We start from the raw sequence: 22,240 nt of genomic DNA on the forward strand, positions 1-22,240 counted from the left end.
GATATAGCTCATTAAGAACAGGAGAGGGTTTTTGATAATGAAAAAATTATCTGCGACAGCTTAAAAAGATGCGTAACCAATTTCCTTTTGATAAAGGGAGGGGAAAGGCAAAGCCCCCTGAAGGGTAGAATACGTGTTTGGGGGGGGGGAGTAAACTGCCCTCCTTCATGGGCCAACCGTTTAAATGCAACAACAATATTTTATGAAGTTAACCCTTCGGGGGCTTCACCTTGGTAAGTTTTTTTAATATCAAACCATTTATAAAATCTATCTCTCATGACAATTGTTTAACTTTGAAATTATACCTGAAAAGTTAAATCATTTGTTATTGATTTATTATAGATATATTATATAGATGTTTTATATATTTTCACAGTGACATCAAATAGGTCCGCAGATTTATCTTTTTGTTGTTTAAATCAAGCTTGCTTCTGATATTGTTTCTGTGAGTATCAATTGTGCCTGTGGATACATTCATAAATTCTGCAATTTCCTTACTTGTTTTACCACTCTTGACCAGACTGGCAATCCGAATTTCAGTTGGCGTAAAAAAGGAATAACTTGAAGTCATCTTTTGAATAAACGGCGAGATGATATCGCTCAAGTTTTTTTCAAGTATACCCAGATATGCCATCTGGTTGTCGCTCAAGTGTCCGTTTTTCAACTTTTCAACATATGGAAACACCAGTTCCTGAACATTGGCCAGAATTGTATCTTTTAGGGCCTTTTTATCCTCCTCCCTGTGTCTTAGTAATACCTTTAAGGCAATGTTGGCATCTTCAAGATTAATAGATTTTATCTCCAACTCATTTTCTCTTTTTTTCAGCGCTTCTTCGGCAAGTTTACGTTTGGTAATATCTCTTAAGAATACAAGAGATACCGGTTCTCCTTTTAATGTTGTCTTTGTTGCCGAAGCTTCAGTATCAAGGAATGTTCCGTCTTTTCTGATATGTTTAATTTCATATATGGAAGGGAGGCGCTCTCCACTGTGTTGTCCTATGTGAATGTCCATAACTTTATCGATATAATCCGGATGGATTATTACCCCGATATCTTTTCCTTCAATCTCTGCGGCACTGCCATACCCGAGCATCTCTACAAGCCTCCGGTTGACAGAAACATACCTTCCATCTTTTACGATTAAAATACCGTCATTGGAATTTTCAATAGCGGTTTTGTAGCGCTCTTCAGATTCCTGCAATGCTTCCTCAGCCTCTTTGCGCTTTGTAATGTCTCTCCACACTGTATAAAGATAATGCTTCCCTCCTATCGGGATCGCTGTCAACGATACCTCTACCCAAAACAATTCATTATCTCGGTTAAGGTGTACCCATTCAAAAAAACTACTCCCCTCCTTTCCTGCCGTATCCAGAATCTCTCTTTCCCTGTCACAGGAAAGTCGGCCATCAGGCTGTGTATCGGGGGATATTTGCGAAGGAAGGAGCCCTAACAACTGTTCTTTTGAAGTACAATGCATTATTTTGCAGGCAGCATCATTACAGTCGACAAACCGATTACCATCAAGCAGTAAAATAGGGTCAACAGATTTTTGAAATAACAATCTGAATTTGGTTTCGCTTTCCTGTAACGCATGTTGAGCCTTTAAAAACTCGGTAATATCAAGGAATGATGCCACGCTCTTTTTTGTCCCCGGAATCATTGCAAAAGTTGCATATACATCCTTTACATCACCGTTCCTGTCAATAAACTGACATTCATAACTTCCGGGTGCACTATCAGGGGCAGTCCTTTCTGCATTGTAGTACATCATCATTTTCTCCAGACAACCTTTTTCGATAACATCTACAAGGCCTTTCTTGCCCTCTGCTTCTTCCTTCGAATAACCGGATAGGATTTCGAATTTCTTATTTACACGTGATATTGTTGTGTCTTCTTCGATAATTATGGATGCAGTGCTTGTGGTTTCAAATACAGTCCGGTACAAAGACTCGGAAATTAATTGGTCAGCCTCGCAATCAGAAAGGTTGGATTCGCTTTTATCTTGCTGTAATTCTATTGGCATATCTCATATTATAACAGGTAAGCTTTATGCCGATCAAGATAAGGATATTAATATGACTAAACTATAAAATATGAATTAACGTCCAGTCCATTATTCAAATGAAAAATCCACAAACATAACCTCTTTATCCCCTCCGTTTCCGTTATTAATAGAAAAATAAAATGGGAGTGAGATTATCGGGATTTTTGTAATAAAATTCAGTTCCACCGCATTACCTACCACAACCATCGGTATTGCGGCCTTTAAGTTTATCCCTGCCTTTTCAAATTCTTTTCTCGCCTGACCTGATATAATATTGGTCAGTTCGCCAATTGCATCAACAACTTCCGGGCTTATACTGTTGCATTCATCGCCTACGAGTGTTTTAAAAACAAATATAGCACCATTATTCTTTAGACTTATTGCAACCATACCTTTCTTATCGCCCACAAGTCCCATAATACCCGTAACATCACCGGATGTGCTGTTTACGGTTTTTAAAACAGGCTTACCAAGCTCTACAGTGATGCCGAGCATTGTTTTAAATACTGTCTGTGTAGCCAATATAAAAGGATTAATATACTTTACTTCCATTTTATCCCCCAAAATTTGAGTTTATTTTCCAATTCTTGCCCTTGCCTTGTCAATTGCTCCCTGGAGCTTTTCAGGTGTAAAGGGTTTTACAATATAATTGTCAACACCGGATTTGATGGCTTCCATTATACAGTCTTTCTGTGCCTCGGCAGTCACCATAAGAAAGGGCACGTTTTTAATTCCGTCATCCCCTTTGCATGCCTTAAGGAAATCTATTCCTGTCATCTCAGGCATAATCCAGTCACTGATTATCAGGTCAATCTCCTCTTTTTTTAAAACATCAAGGGCAAGTTTTCCGTTTTCAGCTTCTATAACATTGTCAATATTTATTTGTTTTAAAACATTCTTTATTATCTTCCTCATTGTAGCAAAATCATCAACGACAAGAACCCTCATATGCAACCTCCTTAAATAAACTTGTTGAATATTAATATCAATCTGCTATCATTATCGTTAAAAAATAAATAAACTTAAGACTATTTAATATTTTTTTTGCTGATTGAAACTCCCCGCAGCAGAGCTGCGAGGTATCAGAGGAATGGGGAACATGATTATTCCCCCTCACCCTGCCTTCTCCCTCAAGGGGCGAGGGAATGTGGTTGCCCCGAAGCAGAGCTTCGAAGAAGCTATTGATTGAACCTTTGAATCTTTTAATTTATAATAAACCGTCACAGCTATGGAAAATATTAATAAAAAAGATATTTTAAAGAAACTCATATCCGGTTATGCCCTACCGTCGCTTTCAATAATTGCTGTAAAACTTATAGAACTCGCAACCGACGACAATAGCTCTATGGACGAGTTGGCAGACTTGATAGAAAAAGACCCTTCCCTGACTGTCCGTGTCCTTAAGCTTGCAAACAGTGCTTTTTTTAAGCCCATTTACCCTATAACAAACGTGAAACATGCTGTAATAAGAATCGGCTTTCACCATTTGAGAATATTAGCCCTGTCATTATCACTGAAAGACACTTTTCCTATGGGCAAAGTCGGGAACATGAATTATGAACAATTCTGGCGGGTTTCTCTGTACCGCGGACTCCTGGCAAAGTCGCTGGCTAACATGCTTAAGATATGCGAACCTGAAGAGGCTTTTGTTGGCGGACTCACGCTTGAGATCGGTTTTCTTATATATTTTGATATGTTTCTGAAAGGTAAGGATGATTGCATCAATCTTGGCATATACCCCTTAGAATCACTTCTGATTCTTGAACAAGAAAAAAATGGGATAAACCACAGGGAGATGGGTGAAATTGCTCTTCAATACTGGAAATTTCCTGACAATATCATTAACTGCCAGCGTTACTACGGACAGGAAGAGGATGACATCGAACTATCAGGGCTACCCAGGATATGTAGGATAGCAGGAAAATTGTCGGCACTCATATGTTACAAACATATTGATTTCAATGAGATATTTCATACAATTGTATCTTCTTATGGCTTAGACAATGAAACGGTATATGAAGTCGTCATTTCAGCATTGAACGAGGTTGACGAAATCTCAAAAGCGCTCCAGGTATCAGTCGAATCTGATAAAGACTTGTCAGGACTTATGGAAAAGGCAAACAGGGCTTTAAGCAATATTTCGGAACAATTATTGAAACAAAAGGATACCGGGGACTTGCCATCCTTCGATTCCCTGCGTGGAAGAGATGATAAGAGCGAGGATATAGCTTATGCCATTCAGGCAGTCGCTCATGAAATCCGCAATCCGCTGACAATAGTGGGCGGGTTTGCAAGAAGGCTTGCAAAAACAATGGACCCCTCTTCGGATGGATGGAAATATATTGAAATAATCCTGGGAGAGACAAGAAGACTCGAACATGCGTTGGAGGAAGCCACAAAAGGCCTTAAGGCATAATTTATTGTTTCTTTCTCTGCATAAACCATTTTAGTTGTCGGGAAGCAACCCGTCAGATATATTATTAGAATGGCGGTTATGTTTTTCCATTTAATAAAATAGTTTTTTTGACGATTATATATATAACTCGCAACCGTTGTTCATGTCTGCTATACACATCCACTGCATAAACATAAGGCGGCCACAGAGACATCAAGGTTTTAAGGAGGTTCCAATGCAAAAAAGTAAAATATTTATAGGTTGGCATTCACTTTTATATTTATGCTTGATCAATTTTATACTCCTCCTCTTTTTACATTCGGCAGCCATAGCATCCGACAAGGAGGAGCTTGAAGTAAGAAGGGATAAAGAAAAAACCGTTTATACCATAGATTCCAAAGATGATCAAAAAAAGGATGAGGATAAAGCAAATGCATGGGAAATGCTAAAAAATAAGAACATATGGATTCAACCGAAATAGTTCATCGTCTGCCGATAAAAATAAAAAAGCGAGCGCCCTGTTTATATTTAATAAACCTATACCAGCCATATGTCCTTCCGGGTATTAATGCCTTGACTCTCTCTTAACAGTTTGATAATATTTAAACAAAATGATATGGGGGTAGGTAAAAAAACTGATTTTTCGCCTGACCCCCATTTTTCATCTTAAACTTATGATACCTGTAATAACTTTTATATTTTCCTGCTTTCTTTTTATTGCATCGGTTGTTTTTGGCGCCGAAATAATGATTGGAGGCATAACACAGTATACAGTTCAGAAAGACGACCGTCTTGAGTTGATCGGCGCAAAACTCGGGGTGTTCTGGAAAAATATTGCAAAAGAAAACAATCTTGATCCAAAAGCACCCTGTGTGGCTGGTCAGGTACTAAAGGTAATCACAAGAAAGATCGTTCCTCGCATTGTAGAGGATGGCATAATCATTAACATCGCAGACAGGACTCTCTATTATTTTAAAATGGGCAAACTGACAACTTATCCTGTAGGCGTCGGCCTGGCCCGGGAAGATGATTTCGGTGACTGGCGCACCCCCACCGGCAAATTTGTTATAGTGGGCAAGAGAAAAAACCCCACATGGTCTGTGCCGGATTCAATCCAATTAGAGACAGCATTCAAAGGCAAAGAGGTGGAAGAGACAGTTCCCCCTGGTCCTAAAAATCCCTTAGGGAGATATGCGGTCCAGACATCCATACCCGGCGTGTTGATCCATGAAACTATCTGGCCGGCGAGTGTTTACCGATTCCAGAGCCACGGATGCATCAGGATGCTGCCGGAGAATATGGAAATTTTTTTTGAAGAGGTTGGAAAAGGCACAAAGGGTGAGATTATTTATGAGCCTGTAAAAATTATGCTGACCCAGGAGGGGAAGTCTTATCTCGAAGTCCGTACAGATACCTATAGAAGATTTTCATCCCTCAAGGATCGGGTATGGAAACTGATTGATGAACGGGGTATCAGAGACAAGGTGGATGTGAGCAAGGTGGAACAGATTATTAAGGATCAATCAGGCATTGCTGAAGACATTACTTTTTATCCTAAAGAGGGGCCGGTTACACATATGATGAAAACCTTATATCAGAGATTTTTTGATTTCTTCAAGCCAAGTTCCAAAAGTGAAAAACAGTCCTCCGGGTTTCAGGGCAACTTTACCTTGAATCGCTCTGTCCAGAACCTTTCATCAAGGATAAATCTATATATCGTATCCGGTTGCTCCGGTCTCATGATCTTAACGTAGAGGTCCGGAAAACCCTTCTTTGGCACATAAACAACCCAACTTGCCAGGGTGCATACCTTTTTTGACTTGTCGCAAACTTTCAGAATACTATCGTTTGGGCTGTTTCCTCTGTCCTCGCTGACAGCGATAAATTGTTCAATGGTCAACGGTAAAGGACTTGTACTCATCAGGTAATCAACACGATCAAGCCTCCTGCGGCTATCAGGGGTGGCAAGCTCATTATCTGAAAGGAGTTTTTCTTCCGTGTAATGGTTTGTATGTGTGAAAATGCCATCCCGGGAAGCCTTCATAGAAATCTTATTGCCGGGCGCAACTTCAACCAAAGCCACTTTATCTGCATCTGCGATAATATAAAAGGCAGGGTGGCTGGCCGCAAACATTGCCTCCTCTTTTATCAGACTGTCAACTGAGTCGAAGTATGTCAGGAGCCTCTCGGTAAGATCCTCTTTGGCCACATTGCGTTTTTCCTCCGGCACGCTTACCGCAGAGGCATTGATCACTGCAAGCCCCTTTTCATTAATCCCCGACACAACATAACCATAAGCCTCAATATCAAAAAGTCCTATGAAACGGAATCCTTTTTCACGTGTTATAAACTTAAGTTCCGTAATGATCTGTTTATTGTCACGATTCTTGGCGATAAGAGTCCCATTATCTTTAACTATAGGTCCGGTTGCGACCCATAGCGTGCAGGCTTCAACAGGGCCGGGGATTGCGGCGGCAATAACAAGAAAAGCAGCACACCATATAATTATCCTGAACAATTTATCAATTCTCCTGCATTTCTATTACCGGGACACCCACAAGCCGGTATATGATCGCCCCATCCACTCCAAACGGTTTAAAAGGCTAACTTGGAGCCTCTCCTTCTCGCAAGCTGTACTTGCTAAAGCTGAGAATCTTTTTATATTGACAATCAGGAGACACAGTCTCATGATTGTCAATATTCTTACATCACATCCTTATTGCTCGTATCAACGGCACGGTCTATCTCTGCCTTCAATTGTGGAGGCAGACCCTTAATGTCTACACTCAAAAAACCGCGAACAATCGTAGAAGTTGCCTGTTGTTCGCTCAAGCCTCTTGACATAAGATAGTAGATTTCTTCCTGCGCTATCTTTCCCACTGCTGCTTCATGGGACATTTCCACACCTTCAACATGTCCTTCGAGCTGCGGTATGGAGTCAATGATGCCGCCTTTAAGCAGAAGTCCTTTGCATTCAAGGTGCGCTTTAATATTCGGGGCTTCGCCGATAAGATGACCCCTGTTGATAATATGGCCGCCGTTACTTATTGCCCTCTGGACAATCTCTGCACGGCAACCGGGCTTTTTAAGAAAAATCCTGCCCCCGATATCGAAATTTGAACCCGGACTGCCGACGATAATACTATAGAACATGGCTGTTGCATTCTCATCTACAAGGTGTGTTGTCGGGTACATCTGTATTGAACTTACAGGTTTCATGCAGATATAATTATTTATAAAAACCGCGCCTTCTTCAACTCGAGCTACCGAACGGGGACGGACAGCCATTTCTTCCGCCCAGTTGTGTATCATTGTGAAGCTGAGTTTTGCGTTTTTCTTTACAAAGAATTCGGAAATACCTACATGGACACCCCTCTTGAGACCGGGAGATGTAGCGCATCCCGTAATAATATGGAGTTCAGAACCTTCCTCGGCAATAATCAGGTTGTGAACGTTCTGTTGAAGTCCTTCTTTGTCAATGTAGAGACATGCCTGAATAGGATACACGCTTTTACTCCCCGGCAGCGCTCTGATTACATAACCGTCATGGAGATCAAGAAAAGCAGAAGCGGTATATTTATCCTGGTCCACAGGGACAAGCTTCCAGAAATATTCCCGGACCCAGTCATATTTCTCAAGGGCCTCTCTGACAGGGATAACCTCAATGCCTGTTTCCATGCTTTTACAGTGGACAACGGCGGTGTCTTTCTGAAAGTATGTGCCCCCCCGTCCCTTGCCGGTAACATCCAATCCCGACATGAGAAGACGGGACTGTTCATCATCCGGAAGATTGCATAATTCTGTTTCAGCAAGATATTTATGGGGGACAAAAGTTCTGTCAAAAGTATTTAAATCGACATCTTCACCGAATAATGCCTTTTTATTAACTGCCTGAAGGGCTTTTTCCTTTAATTCTTCTATATTGAACATTTTACACACTCCTCATATCCTGATTTGCCAATACAAGTAAATATTTCTCTGGGATTGCCGGCACAAGCCAATACACCGTTGTAGAGGACCTGGCCTTTATCGGCAGGAACATAATCGAGTATATAGCCTGTATGGGTAATAATAAGACCCATCTTTGTCCGTTCCCGCCATGTCTGCACCATAGGTTTATTGTCAATGCTTGTAGAATCTTTTTGCAATAATGCAGCGATATTTTTGCCTATAAGCGCCATATTTTCTATATCCACACCGGATTCAGGTTCATCAAACAGCATTAAATCCGGGTTTTGAGCCTTCAATTGCAGCAATTCCGAACGTTTTATCTCGCCGCCGGAAAATCCTGCATTTAAATCTCTCTCAAGAAAGGCCTCGAAATTGACAGACCTTGCCAGTTCTTCAATATCGGTCCCTTTTTTGGCGCATATTGTCAACATCTGGCGGGTCTTCAAGCCGTTTATCGTAGGAGGCCTTTGATAAGACATGCCTATACCCAGTGCTGCACGTTCATTAATGGGCGCATAAGTAATGTCCACCCCTTTGAATACAATCTTGCCCTTCTTGACCACATACTGCGGATAGCCCATGATGGTCATCAAAAGAGATGTTTTTCCTGAGCCGTTCGGCCCAAAAAGGATATGCGTCTCCCCTGGTTTGATTTCAAGATTAATGTCTTTTAAAAGTATTTTACCGCCAAGTTCAACTTGGAGATCTTCAATCAGCAGCATATAATCTCTCCTTTACATTATTTAAATACATATTATATTCATGCATTGTAGACGGTTTGTCAATGGGGAACCGATATTAAGTTTCCTGTTGACATATTATGAGCAAATGCTTATAATAAACGCATGGCAAGACCAAAAAAGTGCAGATGTATCAATTGTTCGCCCAATGTTTCATACTTTAAGCCAAAGGGCATTCCTCTGACTAACCTCCAAGAAGTTTTGCTGAGTCTGGATGAATTTGAGGCTATCCGCCTGGCCGACTATGAAGGATTTTATCATGAGGAAGCTGCCGGAAAAATGAGTATATCCCGGGCAACATTCGGGCGGATACTCGACATCGCACGCGGTAAAGTTGCCGACGCCATCATTAACGGTAAAGCCCTTAAAATAGAAATAATAAATGATATTAATGAAATGGAGGTTAATTAATGAAAGTTTGTTTTGCGGTACAGGAAAATGAGGGCTTTGAAAGCACTGTGTATAACCATTTTGGTTCAGCACCGGCATTTGTTGTTGTCGATACGGAGCTTGAAAAGGCAGTCACTATAAAAAACAGTGATATGCAACATGCGCATGGGGCATGTAACCCGGTTGCAGCCATAGGCGGACAGCAGATTGATGCAGTTATTGTCGGTGGCATAGGAGCAGGCGCCCTTATGAAACTTAACGCCGAAGGAATAAAAGTTTTCAGGTCTGTTGCATCAACTATAAAAGAAAATCTCGTTTTATTAACAGAAAAAAAACTTCCCGAAATAACTGTTCGCCAGTCGTGCGGTGGTCATCAGGGCGGATGCGGTCATTAACATAGGAGGAGAATATGCCGATTTACGAATATAAGTGTGGAGATTGCGGAGATATAAGTGAATTTCTGGTTTTCGGAAAGGATGAAGAACTGCTTTGCAAATCATGTAAAAGCCGGAACCTTTCAAAACTCATATCAGCCCATAACACCACAGCTCCAAGCAGTGATTTTGGCGGAAACATGCCTGGGGGCTGCTGTGGAAGTCCTAACAGTTGCGGCAATCCGGGCAGTTGTTGCGCCGGTTGATTTTTTTACGCAATTTAAGTAATACGAGAGAACGGAAGTGATTTTTCTGAAATAGCAAAGGGTATATTCAATTTTGGTTAATAAACCACCAATTATTTAAACTCAATCTTGTAAAAGAGGTCTACGCCGCTGTCGGTCCCCTTTCTGCTGCCTTCCACCTCCCAGTGCTTGAGAAAGGAATACCTGGTGGTCACAATAAAATCATTGGTGAAAAGCGAACGCCCGAAGGCAACATAAAGTTCAGGCGATAGATATTTGCCGACTGTGACAATTGAACTTGAAACGCTGCCACTTCCGGCGCCGACAGTTTGACCGGCAATTCCTCTCGGTTGAATACTGCTTACCTGACTGCTGCTGGTCTTGCCCCCGGTTGATTGTACGTCAAACGTATCAATCCCGGCGAATTTCATCAATTGACTTTGCAGGGAGGCTGATTGATCTTTGGCAAGCATAGTTCCGGCAGCCTGTAATAATAGTCCGGTCTGATTGCTGTCGGTTGCAACATCCATAGGTTTACCCAGAACAATATATGAAAGAATATCCATATCCGGCATTGCAGGCTCAGAGTATAATTTGACAAGAGGTGCGCGGGGGGTCCCTGTAATTATTACTCCGGCCTGTACATCTTTGAGCCTCCGTATATCGCGTATATTTCGAACAGCGAGAATATCCAGGGCAGCAAGATCGGCAGGCCCGCCGGTAAAAACAATACGCCCCCTGGTGATATCAAGCGAAATACCGCGTCTTTCGTATCGCCCTTTTGCAACCTGTATTTGCCCGGATGCGTCAATTTTCTCGAAGTTATGGGCTGTCAGAGACATCTTGCCTTCCAGACGCGCATTCATCCCTTCAACTTTAATCATAACCTGATCGCCAAGAATGACATTCACCTGCATGTTAAATCCCATTGTTGAAGACTTTTTCTGCCTTTCCGGAAGGTCTACGATAACTACGTCAGAACTGCCTGAAACAAACCCCTCATTTCCGGCGTGTTGAATAAGTGCTTGCGGAACTGTAATAGAACCTTTCAGGGCGATTTTTTGCATATTACCTTCAAAACTCAGATCAGGGCTTGTCGACAATTGTAGTTCCGGCAGGTAAACGGTCTGGAATTTTTCACCGCGAAATTTCCCCTCATAACGCGTTATCTTCCAGTCCTTCACCCATGCTGTTGCAGAGCCTTCTATAGTACCGCCCCCGGAACTCAGCCGGAACGAATTGATATCAATATGATCCTCGCTTAGCTGCACTCCGGCTTTTATATCCTGTATCCTGATACCGGCCGGATAAAGATATGCCGAGGCATCTGCAAGGTGTATACTGCCCTTTAAATCCGGAGTGTTCCAGGTGCCTCCGGAAGCAAAATCAAAAGTTAATTGACCCTGACTTTCGCTGATCAATCCCGGAAAGATCGCCGTGAGAAGACCCTTTTCCTGAACTTCCCCTTTAGCTATAAGCTTTATGGGACTCTGACGTTCAACTCTGATCGGAAAGTTTGCCGGTATGGGAAGCTGGAATTCTGCCTTGAGATGGCCATGATTTGAGAGCATCGTTGCAATATTTCCTTTCATGGCAGCGCCATCCCATGTTATGTCCATATCCGCTTTTTCAACCTTTGTTGAAATCAGCCCTTCGTCGCTTTTCCAGGCAAGTACCCCCTGGGTAAGTTTTGTTTTACCGGAGGCTTCAAAGCGCTTTCCCTGGAATAACCTCCCCTTAAGGTCGCCACTTACAGACCCTTTGAGGTCGAGAGCCAAAGAAAGCCAGGGTTTCATCATTCCCGCATCCAGGCCTTTCCAGACAGTCTCAAATTGACCTGTTTCAGGCATGCCTAAAAAAGCCGGTTGACTTGACAGAAATTTCCCCTCTACCCTTCCCCCATCACCTGCTCCTATATCCCATGAGGCAAGGAGACCTTTTTCGTTCCAGTTGAGTTTTCCCTCCGCCTTTATTGTTTGAAGGCTGACAGGACCGCTGATTGCCATATTATCGGTTTTTACCGTAGCGGACGCCCTCATGATGTTGTTGCCGGGCCAAATTGCATCGAGAAAACCTGATACCCGGCCCATAAAATGTGTCTTTGCGATGACAAGGTTTGCCCGGCCGATATTTAAATCCTGCAAACTTGCCTTTGCATATCCAAGCATTGGATGAAAAGCAAGATCAATGTCCACCTCGACCTTTTCCTTTGCGCTGCCTATCATGGAAAATCTGCTCAGGGCAAAACGATCTGATGAGACTTTTATTGCAGAAGGCTCCATAAGATTAAAAGAACCGAAACGTGTATCGGTACAGGCTACCTGTGTGACCGTACCCTGCCATATGCCCTTTGTATAGCCACCGTTAAAAGAAGCCTTTGCATTACCTTCAATACCGGCAATTGTCAGCATGATATTGTGAGCCGAAACCCTGCCTTGCACAGTAGAATCAAGCGAACCGACTTTGAAGGCGCCGTATTCAAAATTACGGATCTTCATTTTCCCCTGGAGGAGATCGGTGCCGTCGCTGTTTAGCAACGTTTCCACAGTGATTGCGTCCATTCTTGTCCCGAAGGCTGAGATTGATGTTCCATTGCCTTTCAACATACCGGCCAATTGTTCTTTGCGCCATCTCGCCCACCCGTCTGCTGTAAAGCGGCCGCCTGATGCCGGTATCAAACCGGAAAGATCGCTTACACGTATCCGGTAATCGATCTTCTCATTAAATACACCTGATGCTGCAAGATCAAAACCGTTGCCGTGAAGCGCGAATTGCACAAGATCAAAGACACCCCGATGCCATCTTGCATCCATACTGCCGGTGAGGGCCCTGTTGCGAAGTTTACTGTCCAGAATATCAGCCTTTATCATACCTTCCACGGGGGCTATCCTTGACCATTGGACACCCCCTTGAAAATCAACATTTATCCGACCCTGCCAGTCGGGTGTGATTTTGGAAGGGTCAAGTTCTCTGGCCTGGAAGGAACCTGACAGGGAAATATCTTTAACCCAGTCTGCTTTTAACTCTCCTTTCATTGTTCCGTTAAAAATTCTGCCGTCAATAGTCAATGATTTCATCCCATCAAGATTCATATCAAAGGCACCTGTAATATGGGCTTCCTTCCAGGAAGGCGCGGGATTCTTGAGGTTGAAACTGCCCCGGTAATTGATAAAATCACTCTTCAGCTCCAGGCTACCCGCAAGGGCTGTTTCAACCTTCAATTCCTTTGAGAGGTTAACATCTGAAACATTGATATGAAAATCCATGGAAGGCACGCCGGAAGAAAAATCTATTTCCCCTTTCGCGAGCAATTTTCCCTTACGTCCTTCCTGGTTAATTATAAGATCATTGATGTTCAAATCGTATTGTCTCACCCCCAGCACACCTGCTGATTTAAGGTTCTCCTGTTTGCCGGACATGGCGATGATATTAAAAGGTCCTGACATCTGTTCCAGGCTACGCCCCTTTTTCAGCTTCATGGTCAGTACAAGGCTGTTCATGCCTGCAACCATGCTTGTCGGCGTCATCTTGAGATTGGCAGAGAGCGTTGGACGGACGAAAGTCGTCTTGAAATTCCCTTCAGTCTTCCCGATAGGAGACTGCATTACCAGATCATTGGCGGAAAAGGTTCCAAAAAACCAGGTGATCTTTGTGGTAAGGCTGTCCAGAATATTCAGCTTCAAGTTGCCGCTCCGGTAAATCAATCTGTTGATCTCGAAAGAATTTATCCACCCGTTGAGTGAATAAAGAAAGCCGGGAGGCTTAGGCCATGTAAGGTCAAGAGGATTTCTGACTTCCGGGCGCTTGTCATCAAGGGAGATGCCATTAACGACAAACTCTTTTATTGCCACGCTTCCTGTAACTATATACAAGGGTTGCCAGGAAAACTTTATGCTGTCTATCCCCAGCTTCCAACCCTTTGTATCCGCCCTGATGCCTTCAAGCTGTAAATCGCCTGCCAGAGTACCTGATATTTTTTCAATATGGATTTTTGCGGGAAGGAAATGCAATGAACCTTCAAGCGCCCAACGGGCTCCCCGGTTCGTACACAAAACCCAGAAAAGCGTTCCGTAAATAACAATGGTGAACAACAGGGCAAGCAACCATATCCTGGTCCGTCTTTTCAAAGTTCCATTCCTATTGAAAAATGTATTCTGTAGCCGGGACTTGCAATACCGATCTGACGTGCAAGATCAAACCTTATCGGTCCCACCGGCGTATAATAACGGCAGCCGATTCCTGTGCCCTGGGCCGGATCTATGTTTGAAAAATTATTAAAGGCGTTTCCGACATCGTAAAAGGCGGCTATTCCCCAGTTATTGCTTATTGCACGTTCCAGTTCAATATTCCCGACAAGAATGTTCCTCCCGCCGGTCACTTCTCCATTGTCGCCTTTGGGTCCCAGCGACTGATATTTATAGCCGCGAATATTGTTGTCGCCACCGGCAAAAAAACGAAGCGTAATAGGCAAATCACGTGCGGCGTCCGCCTGCCACGTTGCACCGGCTTGCATTCTTGTTAAAATTGAAAAACGGTAAGGGAGAGGGATGATTATCTCCCCTTTTAATGTGTATTGCATAAATGCAACATCAGAACCCAATTCTTTAGTTGTGCCCTTTAATTCCGTCTGATAATGATATCCCCTGTACGGACGTAACAATTTGTCAAAACGGCGTTCGGAAAACCTTAATCCGGGCATGATGAGAAAGGAATTCGTCCGTTCGTTGCCTGCCTCTGAATGTTCCTTCTGCATCTGCATAAAAAGAGAACCGATCCTTCCAATACCGAAGCTTCTTGCACGTTCAACCTCTGTTGTTGCCAAATTGATAGTGTAGCTCTGGGTATCCTCTGCCTGGGCTGCTATCTTAAAAGATGTAAGTGTGTTTGCATCCTTTTGTCCGGGTATTGTATAGCGCGTTGCTATACCTTGCAATGTAGGGCTGACGGTCATTTCCGCCAGCAATTCATGACCCCTGCGGGCGATATTAACATCCTGGTAATACAATGATCCCCTGGGTCCCGTATCAGTGCCGTAACCGATGCCGATTTTAAAACGTTTCGGCAATGAAGGCACAAGTACGATCTCAATGGGAACCTGGTAATCGACAGCCTTTTCTTTCTTAGCATTAATAACTATTTCTCTGAAACGGTCCGAATTGGTCAGGTTAGCCTGTGTATTGGCAAGCTTCTCATAGGAAAACACTTCGCCGCCTTTGAATTGAAGATAGCGACTCAAAAAAATCTCCGGATAAGAGATATTGCCCGAAAAGGTTACATCCCCGAACCTGTATTGAGAACCTGTCTGAAGGACAATGTCAATCTGCGCTTCCAGGCTGTTTAATAAAACGCTGATTTTATGAACCGAAAATGACACATCGAGATAACCGAGGTCTACCATTCTGTTCTGTAATTCGGCCTTTGCACGTTCATATATATCCTGACGGAGCACATCGCCCTTACGGAGCGGAAATTTTGATATGAGATCAGCAAGCGCCTTTTCTCCGGCGCCGGGACCGTCTGCGCTCACCGACACGGCACTAATACGGAGCGGATCCCCTTTCTTTACATTAACCTGCAAACGGTATTTCCCTTCATCCGTTCTATCAATTGTCGTTGATACCTCGGTTTTATAATACCCGAAAGGTTCAAGGCTATTATGCACTTTTTGGGGGATTTCTTTTTTAAAACGTTCAAGCCATCTTCTGTCCACACTCCCTTCCTTGACAAGCCCGGAGGGAATTACAAGCGCTGCTTCCACATTTGTACGTTCTACCCCGTCAAGTCCTTCCACCGCGACCTGCAGTTGTTCTCCGGCAGCATACAGTACAGTTGTAATACAAAGGTACAGGATAAAACTGAAAATCAGTCTTAAAAACAGTATTCTCTCCCGGCCGGATGTCTTCTTTCCCTGGAAACACGATATAAAAACACCGCCTGTTATCATAAAGGGCGCTGTGCAGCCGCCCCTGAGTGAACATTCATCCCTGGTTCTGTCGATACCTGTTCTACATATATCTTTCACATCGCGCATGATAGGACATAGTATACATAATGAGCCGATAAAACAAAATGCGATTTTTTAAGTGCAAAGGCTATTTTAAAAAGTTAAAATAGATTTTCACGGACTATTTCCGTGGTACTATAAATACATACGCTTCGCATGATAAAAATGCAGCAACCCGGGTTTGAAAGTTTGGGCATTCTCCTTGTGGGGAGACTGAATCATGGTTCAAACTATAAGGCAAAATTGGTTTTGATAAAATAACTAAAAAAGGAGGAAATTATGGTCTGGACATGTTCTGTGTGTGGTTTTCAATATGATGAAAAAGTCGAAAAGGTGCCATTTGAAAAATTGCCGGAGGATTGGTGCTGCCCTATTTGTGGTGCGCCTAAAAGCGCTTTTGAGAAATCTGCTTAATTAAAGACAACAATAAAGGAGGCGAATTTATGACAAAATTGTGGAGATGTATAATTTGCGGAGATCCTTATGTGGGGGACAACCCGCCATCAAACTGCCCGTTCTGCGGCGCCCATTTGCCTTACATAAAAGAAGCAAAAACAGCAAATGTGGGTTTTGATGTTACCTTAAGTGATAAGGACAAAGCCAATGTAGAATATGCCCTCAAAGTTGAAGTAAGCAACTCATCCTTTTATCTCTGCGCTGCCGATAAGACAGATGATGCGGAGGGGAAGCTCCTCTTCAAGGCATTGGCTAAAATAGAGGCAGAACACGCTGCTATCTGGAAAAAAATCCTGAAGCTCCCTGCTGTGCCTCCAGGAAATGAAACATGTTTTATTGAAAATCCTAAAAATTTACAGGAGTCCCACGAACGTGAAACGCGGGCAATCGCATTTTACCGTAAATCAGCAGAAGAAGCGGACAATACACGGGTAAAAGAGATATTTGAAGCATTGGTGGAGGTTGAAACAGACCATCTGTATCTGTCAGAGGAGAGGCTCAGGTAATATTAGTTACAAAACTATCAAAAAAATATTTTGGTGGAGGCGGCGTCCATCGATTTAACACTATAATTTATTGGTATCATAGCACTATTTAGCATAATAAAACTATAGATACCCCCATAACAACCCCCAAAAAGGTGGTTTTGCCTGATTTAAGATTCATTAGCTTGCTCGGTTCGGTCCTTTGCTCCAATAGTGTCTATGTCGGCTTCGAGCCATACCGTGACACGTGGTGACAGCTTGATGGATTTAGGAAAGGTGCCTTTTTTCACGCCGGACCACCACGTAGATTTACTTACGGGAATCCGTTCAAGCACTTGCGGTAGTCGCAGATAACGTTTATTCATAACTATTACCTCCACATAATCTGGTCACAGCACAGGCTATTTGCCATCCTTGCTGCCATTTTTTGTCAATTATCATCAATATTGATCCACCTTTTACACAGATACTGGACAAACACCTTGCGCCAGGAGGGTTCATTGTTTTCAAAATATATTTTAGTGAATTTTCGAGATAGGCCATCGCCATTGGATTTTTAAGTTTCTTTCCATTCGAAGTCTTCATGGTTATCTCCTCCTTAATTTGATATTACTTCCGAGGAATAACCCTCAAATAAAAGTGTGGAAAATGGCTATTATGATCTGATATTATTAGATATTATATTTGTTTAATAATTAGTGACTATTTTTACTTATTCTTGGAGATAATTGTGGTTTCAAAAAGTGCAGCACAAAGACAAAAAGAAAAAAGAGATAGGAAAAAGAAAACCGGAAAATACATTAATATTTTTATTTCAAACGAGATCATCAAGAAAATAAAGGGTAGACCAAGCATCATTGTGGAACATTTCCATGCTTTCTCTGATTTGATCAAAATAATCGAAGACCAGAAAAAAGAGAATATTATGTTGAGGCAGAGACTTGATGATTCGTTTAATTTCACTAAAATGATTAGCGAAGAATGGTTGAAGGTATACAACGAAATAAAGATCCCTATACACTTGGGTCTGAATAAGGATGTTGTGATAGCCGCTAATGCAAAAAGAAGAAAAGAAAAGAAAAGAAATTTTGACTTTGATATCTTGACTTATAAACAAAAAGAATTATACAGAATGGCAATAGACTACGCGAGCATGATGAGAAACGAACTTTTTAAATATTATGAAGTTATGACGGAAATCAAAAAAGTTTTAGTTAATCTATCCAAATATGATGAAAATAGCAGTAAGTTTGATATTCAAGAAATTAAAGATAAATGTTGGAAATTATCTGATAATAGAATTGATTTTGACAAAAAAGAAGAAATAATTTATTATCAGCTCAAGAATTTTTTTTAGAATGAACAACATGGTACGAGCAGACAAAGCTAATCAACTATTGGCGTTAATTCCACTTTTTCTACAACGAGTCTGGAGTTCAAGCATCAATCTGTTTGAGTGTAAAAGCGATCTGCTCCTCTGTGAATTTTGATGTCTTCATGGCCCAATCCTCCTTGTCTATTTTGCCAGAAAACTAACATTTTGTGTTGTACAGTTTTTTGGGGGCAGGTCCTAAAGCCCACCATTCAATGGCATCATGGCTTGTTCAGAGAATATTTAATCCTAACGAAGTACTCCATACAATCATCTTACCCATCCAGGCAATGCTTTTCTCGTCTTTGACATGCCCATAGGAAGTATGTCGTGTTTCTGGATAAAAGCATAATAGAGGTTAAAGCGAGTATTTCTAACATGAAGAAGTCAATCATAGGGCCTTTTCGGTAAATCTAAGAATAGTTTATTGTAATGATTAATTCGGCCAAATCTCAGGTTGTAACAGCTTACGAATGGTTATCAATGGATCAAAATGAATTTCTTTGACAAAAAATTGGCATGTTGGTATATTAACCAACAATAGTAGAGGGGTTGATATATGATAAGCTTTGAAGAAGCAGAAATAAGAAGCAGAATAATTAAGGCGCTGGCACATCCGGTACGATTGATGATAGTTGAGGTGCTTAAGGATGGAGAGACCCCCTTTTCAAAACTCAACAACCTTTTTGAATCTGATAAATCAACTGTATCGAAACACCTTCTTGTATTGAAGGAGGCAGGGATCGTCTCTTCACGGAAAAGTGGTTTGGAAATGTTCTATAAGCTTGAGGTGCCATGTATTACCGATTTTTTTAGCTGTGTTACTGCAGTTATCGAAAATACCGTAAAAAAACAAAAGGCATGCCTGTGTAGCAAGTAATTTTTTGTTACTGCGCTGATATATTTGTGAATACAGTATTACATAATGATGAGCCACTTTGAGAAACCGTTATAAATTTCCTATTGTTGTATGCGTCTTTGTATTTGCATATTTTGTTCCCTTTGAAAAGCTAAGGGCGCAAAAGGCAATTCCTGAATCTTTTTATATATGCCTGCTTTCTTTGCTGCCAGTGCTATCATTGCTGACTATGATAGTAATAACATGCCTCCTTATGACAAAGAAGTCTTTTATAATCTTAAAACTGGCAACCGGGGTTTCAACTATAGCAGGAATGGCGTTCGGATGGATAGTTGATTAAAATCACCATTGAATGATGAGCTTAAATATTAAATGTAAAACTTAAAACAGGAGATAGAGGACATGAAAATACAGATTCTTGGAACTGGCTGTGTAAAATGTACAAAGCTTGCTGCTCACGCAGAAGAGGCGGCTAAGCAGGCCGGGATTGAGTTTGAGATTGAAAAAATAACAGATATCAAAAAAATCATGGGTTTTGGTGTTATGATGACCCCGGCTATTGCCATAGATGGGCAGGTAAAGAGCGTGGGCAAGGTACTCTCTACAGATGAAATAAAGAAACTGCTGTAAAGATGGTTGACGCAAACGCTTTGTACTATTTTATAGTTTATAATCTATTTTAAAAATGGGGGGTATTTCCCGTGTCTGAAAACAGGTTATTTAAACGGCCAATGCAGAAAAGGTATATTTTGAATACTCACAAGGTTCAAACCAAGCGGGCTATTATCTTCTGTAAGGCTCTCGGCATTGTTCTCTTTATCCTCTTATTCAAGGGTTCCATTGCTCCTATATATGCGACAGACGCCCTCGTTCCTTCATTCGGGATGGGAAAGATTAATGTAAGGCTTTATACTGACTACTTCTGCCCACCGTGCAGAGCCATGGAACCGAATGTCGAACCTATTATATCAGAGCTTGTAAAAAAGAATGTTATTAATATCACCTTTATCGATACCCCTTTTTCCAAAACTTCCATGCTCTATGCCCGGCACTTTCTATACATCATAAATGAGAAAAAGGATTTCGGCCTTGCCATTCTCGCAAGGTCTGTTCTGATCGGAGCATCTCTCGAAAAGATAACCGAAGAGGCAAAACTCGAGGAGTATCTCAGAAATAAAGGGCTTAAGTTAAAACCCTTCGATGTAAAACCTGTGTTTAATATCCTGAACAATTACCTGAAGGAAGACAAAATACAGTCAACACCTACGTGTATAATTGATCAGGAAGGAAAGATAGAACGATACAGCGGCGGACCGGAAATTACCAGCGCCCTTGACCGTTTGAAGCAGGAGATATTGAAAAAAACTGTAATAAAATAGCTCATGATAAGGAGATTTCAATGAAAAAACTGTTTACTTTTATCCTTTTGTCAGTCACTGGAGTTTTTTTATATTCCTGTTCATCAGCCTGCAAATGCGGCCCACCTCCGATAAATATCGATGATAACTCACCGGTTATCCAGTTTGAAGAAAAAAAGTAGGACATTTCCTATAAAAAAAGGAGGCTTCAATGAGTGACAATTTTACCGAAGTAACTTACGACAAATTTATCTTCAAGGTGGACAAAAGTTGTCTCTATCACACAAACGAGTGTTGGGCGAGGCAAGAAGGAGACATAGTAGTGGTGGGCATAACGGACTTTCTGCAAAAGACAGCCGGTGATGTGGCATTCGTAGAACTTCCGGGGACAGGGGCTCATCTATCACAGGGAGGCGAGGCAGGTGTGGTGGAAACAATCAAGACTACCGTGACCCTCATTTCGCCCCTCTCCGGTGAAGTATTAGAAATTAACTCTTCTCTTGAAGAGGAACCCCAATTGCTCAACACTGATCCCTTCGGTGCCGGTTGGCTTTTTAAACTCAAGTCGAGCAAGTGGGAAGAAGAAAAAGGACAGTTGATGGACTCTGAGACATATCTTCCTGCCATGAAAACAAAGATTGAGCAGGAGCTGTCAAAAAAGTAATGCCTGGAGGAAAGAATGAAGAAAAAAGTTATTATTATCCCATGCAGTGGTGTGGGTAAAGCCTATGGCGAGATTGGACGGCAGGCAGTCTATGAGACAATAGATAGTCGGCCGGAAAGCGCTTCGACAGTCTGCCTTGCCCGTCTAATGATCGATGATCCTGAGACAAAGGCCACATTAAAGGGAAATTCAATTATTACCGTTGACGGGTGCGCAAAGGACTGTGCCAAAAAGAATGTGGAATCAGCCGGTATGCAACCTGACTGCTCATTGCGGGTAATCGAGACCTTTAAGGGACACCGGGATCTGAAACCCACCGGTATTCTGGAATTAGGAGATGCAGGATTCACCCTCGTGCATATACTGGCAGAACGAATCCAGTCCGAAACCGATCTTCTTTTAGAAAAGGAGGTGCAACAATGCTAATGGATCTTATGCCAAAGAAGGTGGGCATCATACCATGTAACGGTGAGGAGATATGCGAGGGGACTCTCACACGTTTTGCGAGCCGTAAGGTGCTCGATAAACTCAGACCTGGAAGCACGGTTACTATCTGCTTACCCCTTTTCATAGCAGGGGGCGAAGAAGAAAGAAACTTCGCGAAGACATTTCCTACCATAACAGTTGACGGCTGCGACAAGCGATGCAGTCAGAAAAGCACGGAGCGCCTGAGCGCAAAACCATATGATTCCATAGTTGTGAGCGAGGTGCTGCAAAAATGCGGAATAAAGACCCCTCGCTCACGGGCAAGTCTTACCGGAAAAGACCAGGCGGCTGTCGATGCAGTAGCTGATGAGATTGCAAAAAAGGTTGATGAAATACAACAGGGCAAAAAATAGGAGGCATTATGCCGAAATATACAAATAAAGTTGTCTGGAAAGGTAAACGTGAGGGGTACACGTA

Annotated in this window: 25 protein-coding genes; 15 read left to right on the forward strand and 10 right to left on the reverse strand. The window is 42.1% G+C overall.

Annotation, left to right across the window (positions count from 1 at the left end):
- Positions 1–370: 370 nt before the first annotated feature.
- The 3 genes from NT178_13460 to NT178_13470 all read right to left on the reverse strand — a co-directional run bounded on the left by NT178_13460 (position 371) and on the right by NT178_13470 (position 2,992).
- Positions 371–2,023, reverse strand: coding sequence for a PAS domain S-box protein (locus NT178_13460; GenBank protein MCX5813532.1), 1,653 nt, complete (start codon positions 2,021–2,023; stop codon positions 371–373).
- Between the two features lie 90 nt (positions 2,024–2,113).
- Positions 2,114–2,596: a chemotaxis protein CheX gene (locus NT178_13465; GenBank protein MCX5813533.1), complete on the reverse strand. Its 483-nt coding sequence runs from the start codon at positions 2,594–2,596 to the stop codon at positions 2,114–2,116.
- Between the two features lie 21 nt (positions 2,597–2,617).
- Positions 2,618–2,992 carry a response regulator gene (locus NT178_13470; GenBank protein MCX5813534.1) on the reverse strand — a complete coding sequence of 125 codons (375 nt, stop codon included), beginning with the start codon at positions 2,990–2,992 and terminating at the stop codon, positions 2,618–2,620.
- A gap of 280 nt (positions 2,993–3,272) precedes the next feature.
- On the opposite strand from NT178_13470, the gene NT178_13475 reads away from it, so the two are divergent.
- From NT178_13475 to NT178_13485, 3 genes are all read left to right on the forward strand, one after another.
- A complete protein-coding gene (locus tag NT178_13475) occupies positions 3,273–4,460 on the forward strand; it encodes an HDOD domain-containing protein (GenBank protein MCX5813535.1) in 1,188 nt (395 codons plus the stop codon).
- Positions 4,461–4,674: 214 nt separating this feature from the next.
- The gene (locus NT178_13480) at positions 4,675–4,920 is read left to right on the forward strand and encodes a hypothetical protein (GenBank protein ID MCX5813536.1); all 246 of its coding nucleotides are present in this window, start codon (positions 4,675–4,677) and stop codon (positions 4,918–4,920) included.
- 193 nt (positions 4,921–5,113) lie between these two features.
- A complete protein-coding gene (locus NT178_13485) occupies positions 5,114–6,193 on the forward strand; it encodes a L,D-transpeptidase family protein (protein MCX5813537.1) in 1,080 nt (359 codons plus the stop codon).
- On the opposite strand, the gene NT178_13490 is transcribed toward NT178_13485, so the two are convergent.
- The 3 genes from NT178_13490 to NT178_13500 form a co-directional block, all read right to left on the reverse strand.
- Positions 6,094–6,957 carry a carcinine hydrolase/isopenicillin-N N-acyltransferase family protein gene (locus NT178_13490; protein MCX5813538.1) on the reverse strand — a complete coding sequence of 288 codons (864 nt, stop codon included), beginning with the start codon at positions 6,955–6,957 and terminating at the stop codon, positions 6,094–6,096. The two genes, NT178_13485 and NT178_13490, sit on opposite strands and share 100 nt — an antisense overlap.
- A 185-nt stretch (positions 6,958–7,142) precedes the next feature.
- Positions 7,143–8,369, reverse strand: a complete 1,227-nt coding sequence (locus NT178_13495) for a SufD family Fe-S cluster assembly protein (protein MCX5813539.1) — start codon at positions 8,367–8,369, stop codon at positions 7,143–7,145.
- Positions 8,357–9,112, reverse strand: coding sequence for an ABC transporter ATP-binding protein (locus tag NT178_13500; GenBank protein MCX5813540.1), 756 nt, complete (start codon positions 9,110–9,112; stop codon positions 8,357–8,359). The genes NT178_13495 and NT178_13500 overlap by 13 nt, the downstream gene beginning before the upstream one ends.
- Before the next feature lie 123 nt (positions 9,113–9,235).
- Between NT178_13500 and NT178_13505 the strand changes: the two genes are divergently transcribed.
- The 3 genes from NT178_13505 to NT178_13515 are packed head-to-tail and all read left to right on the forward strand — an operon-like array spanning position 9,236 to position 10,160.
- Positions 9,236–9,541 carry a DUF134 domain-containing protein gene (locus NT178_13505; protein ID MCX5813541.1) on the forward strand — a complete coding sequence of 102 codons (306 nt, stop codon included), beginning with the start codon at positions 9,236–9,238 and terminating at the stop codon, positions 9,539–9,541.
- The gene (locus tag NT178_13510) at positions 9,541–9,915 is read left to right on the forward strand and encodes a diguanylate cyclase (GenBank protein ID MCX5813542.1); all 375 of its coding nucleotides are present in this window, start codon (positions 9,541–9,543) and stop codon (positions 9,913–9,915) included. The genes NT178_13505 and NT178_13510 overlap by 1 nt, the downstream gene beginning before the upstream one ends.
- 14 nt (positions 9,916–9,929) lie before the next feature.
- Positions 9,930–10,160: a zinc ribbon domain-containing protein gene (locus NT178_13515; GenBank protein ID MCX5813543.1), complete on the forward strand. Its 231-nt coding sequence runs from the start codon at positions 9,930–9,932 to the stop codon at positions 10,158–10,160.
- 92 nt (positions 10,161–10,252) lie between these two features.
- On the opposite strand, the gene NT178_13520 is transcribed toward NT178_13515, so the two are convergent.
- Complete coding sequence (locus tag NT178_13520; protein ID MCX5813544.1) at positions 10,253–14,266, reverse strand: translocation/assembly module TamB domain-containing protein; 4,014 nt, start codon at positions 14,264–14,266, stop codon at positions 10,253–10,255.
- Positions 14,263–16,161 (reverse strand): autotransporter assembly complex protein TamA, encoded by a 1,899-nt coding sequence (locus NT178_13525; protein MCX5813545.1) that lies wholly within the window; start codon positions 16,159–16,161, stop codon positions 14,263–14,265. The genes NT178_13520 and NT178_13525 overlap by 4 nt, the downstream gene beginning before the upstream one ends.
- Positions 16,162–16,422: 261 nt before the next feature.
- On the opposite strand from NT178_13525, the gene NT178_13530 reads away from it, so the two are divergent.
- Positions 16,423–16,557: a rubredoxin gene (locus NT178_13530; GenBank protein MCX5813546.1), complete on the forward strand. Its 135-nt coding sequence runs from the start codon at positions 16,423–16,425 to the stop codon at positions 16,555–16,557.
- A gap of 29 nt (positions 16,558–16,586) precedes the next feature.
- Positions 16,587–17,105 carry a ferritin gene (locus tag NT178_13535; GenBank protein MCX5813547.1) on the forward strand — a complete coding sequence of 173 codons (519 nt, stop codon included), beginning with the start codon at positions 16,587–16,589 and terminating at the stop codon, positions 17,103–17,105.
- Between the two features lie 149 nt (positions 17,106–17,254).
- Here NT178_13535 and NT178_13540 read toward each other — a convergent pair whose 3' ends face one another.
- Together NT178_13540 and NT178_13545 are read right to left on the reverse strand one after the other, a co-directional pair.
- Complete coding sequence (locus NT178_13540; GenBank protein ID MCX5813548.1) at positions 17,255–17,449, reverse strand: AlpA family phage regulatory protein; 195 nt, start codon at positions 17,447–17,449, stop codon at positions 17,255–17,257.
- Positions 17,442–17,669, reverse strand: coding sequence for a hypothetical protein (locus tag NT178_13545; GenBank protein MCX5813549.1), 228 nt, complete (start codon positions 17,667–17,669; stop codon positions 17,442–17,444). Before NT178_13545 ends, NT178_13540 begins: the two co-directional genes overlap by 8 nt.
- A gap of 145 nt (positions 17,670–17,814) precedes the next feature.
- Here NT178_13545 and NT178_13550 point away from each other — a divergent pair, with 145 nt between their 5' ends.
- From NT178_13550 to NT178_13580, 7 genes are all read left to right on the forward strand, one after another.
- Entirely contained in the window at positions 17,815–18,441 is a 627-nt protein-coding gene (locus NT178_13550; GenBank protein ID MCX5813550.1) for a hypothetical protein, read from the forward strand.
- Between the two features lie 574 nt (positions 18,442–19,015).
- Positions 19,016–19,336 carry a metalloregulator ArsR/SmtB family transcription factor gene (locus NT178_13555; GenBank protein MCX5813551.1) on the forward strand — a complete coding sequence of 107 codons (321 nt, stop codon included), beginning with the start codon at positions 19,016–19,018 and terminating at the stop codon, positions 19,334–19,336.
- 381 nt (positions 19,337–19,717) lie between these two features.
- A complete protein-coding gene (locus NT178_13560) occupies positions 19,718–19,945 on the forward strand; it encodes a thioredoxin family protein (protein ID MCX5813552.1) in 228 nt (75 codons plus the stop codon).
- A 119-nt stretch (positions 19,946–20,064) separates the two neighbouring features.
- Positions 20,065–20,694 (forward strand): thioredoxin domain-containing protein, encoded by a 630-nt coding sequence (locus tag NT178_13565; GenBank protein MCX5813553.1) that lies wholly within the window; start codon positions 20,065–20,067, stop codon positions 20,692–20,694.
- 190 nt (positions 20,695–20,884) lie between these two features.
- Positions 20,885–21,337, forward strand: a complete 453-nt coding sequence (gene gcvH, locus NT178_13570; protein ID MCX5813554.1) for a glycine cleavage system protein GcvH — start codon at positions 20,885–20,887, stop codon at positions 21,335–21,337.
- A gap of 15 nt (positions 21,338–21,352) precedes the next feature.
- A complete protein-coding gene (locus tag NT178_13575; GenBank protein MCX5813555.1) occupies positions 21,353–21,763 on the forward strand; it encodes a hypothetical protein in 411 nt (136 codons plus the stop codon).
- Complete coding sequence (locus NT178_13580; protein ID MCX5813556.1) at positions 21,757–22,176, forward strand: putative zinc-binding protein; 420 nt, start codon at positions 21,757–21,759, stop codon at positions 22,174–22,176. The genes NT178_13575 and NT178_13580 overlap by 7 nt, the downstream gene beginning before the upstream one ends.
- The last annotated feature ends 64 nt before the right edge of the window (positions 22,177–22,240 follow it).

This window comes from Pseudomonadota bacterium (genome assembly GCA_026388255.1).
Lineage (GTDB): Bacteria > Desulfobacterota > Syntrophorhabdia > Syntrophorhabdales > Syntrophorhabdaceae > JAPLKB01.

Coding starts and splice junctions, on each gene's coding strand:
- NT178_13460 (MCX5813532.1), bottom strand. CDS start 2,023: ATGCCAATAGAATTACAGCAAGATAAAAGCGAATCCAACCTTTCTGAT.
- NT178_13465 (MCX5813533.1), bottom strand. CDS start 2,596: ATGGAAGTAAAGTATATTAATCCTTTTATATTGGCTACACAGACAGTA.
- NT178_13470 (MCX5813534.1), bottom strand. CDS start 2,992: ATGAGGGTTCTTGTCGTTGATGATTTTGCTACAATGAGGAAGATAATA.
- NT178_13475 (MCX5813535.1), top strand. CDS start 3,273: ATGGAAAATATTAATAAAAAAGATATTTTAAAGAAACTCATATCCGGT.
- NT178_13480 (MCX5813536.1), top strand. CDS start 4,675: ATGCAAAAAAGTAAAATATTTATAGGTTGGCATTCACTTTTATATTTA.
- NT178_13485 (MCX5813537.1), top strand. CDS start 5,114: ATGATACCTGTAATAACTTTTATATTTTCCTGCTTTCTTTTTATTGCA.
- NT178_13495 (MCX5813539.1), bottom strand. CDS start 8,369: ATGTTCAATATAGAAGAATTAAAGGAAAAAGCCCTTCAGGCAGTTAAT.
- NT178_13500 (MCX5813540.1), bottom strand. CDS start 9,112: ATGCTGCTGATTGAAGATCTCCAAGTTGAACTTGGCGGTAAAATACTT.
- NT178_13505 (MCX5813541.1), top strand. CDS start 9,236: ATGGCAAGACCAAAAAAGTGCAGATGTATCAATTGTTCGCCCAATGTT.
- NT178_13510 (MCX5813542.1), top strand. CDS start 9,541: ATGAAAGTTTGTTTTGCGGTACAGGAAAATGAGGGCTTTGAAAGCACT.
- NT178_13515 (MCX5813543.1), top strand. CDS start 9,930: ATGCCGATTTACGAATATAAGTGTGGAGATTGCGGAGATATAAGTGAA.
- NT178_13530 (MCX5813546.1), top strand. CDS start 16,423: ATGGTCTGGACATGTTCTGTGTGTGGTTTTCAATATGATGAAAAAGTC.
- NT178_13535 (MCX5813547.1), top strand. CDS start 16,587: ATGACAAAATTGTGGAGATGTATAATTTGCGGAGATCCTTATGTGGGG.
- NT178_13540 (MCX5813548.1), bottom strand. CDS start 17,449: ATGAATAAACGTTATCTGCGACTACCGCAAGTGCTTGAACGGATTCCC.
- NT178_13545 (MCX5813549.1), bottom strand. CDS start 17,669: ATGAAGACTTCGAATGGAAAGAAACTTAAAAATCCAATGGCGATGGCC.
- NT178_13555 (MCX5813551.1), top strand. CDS start 19,016: ATGATAAGCTTTGAAGAAGCAGAAATAAGAAGCAGAATAATTAAGGCG.
- NT178_13560 (MCX5813552.1), top strand. CDS start 19,718: ATGAAAATACAGATTCTTGGAACTGGCTGTGTAAAATGTACAAAGCTT.
- gcvH (MCX5813554.1), top strand. CDS start 20,885: ATGAGTGACAATTTTACCGAAGTAACTTACGACAAATTTATCTTCAAG.
- NT178_13575 (MCX5813555.1), top strand. CDS start 21,353: ATGAAGAAAAAAGTTATTATTATCCCATGCAGTGGTGTGGGTAAAGCC.
- NT178_13580 (MCX5813556.1), top strand. CDS start 21,757: ATGCTAATGGATCTTATGCCAAAGAAGGTGGGCATCATACCATGTAAC.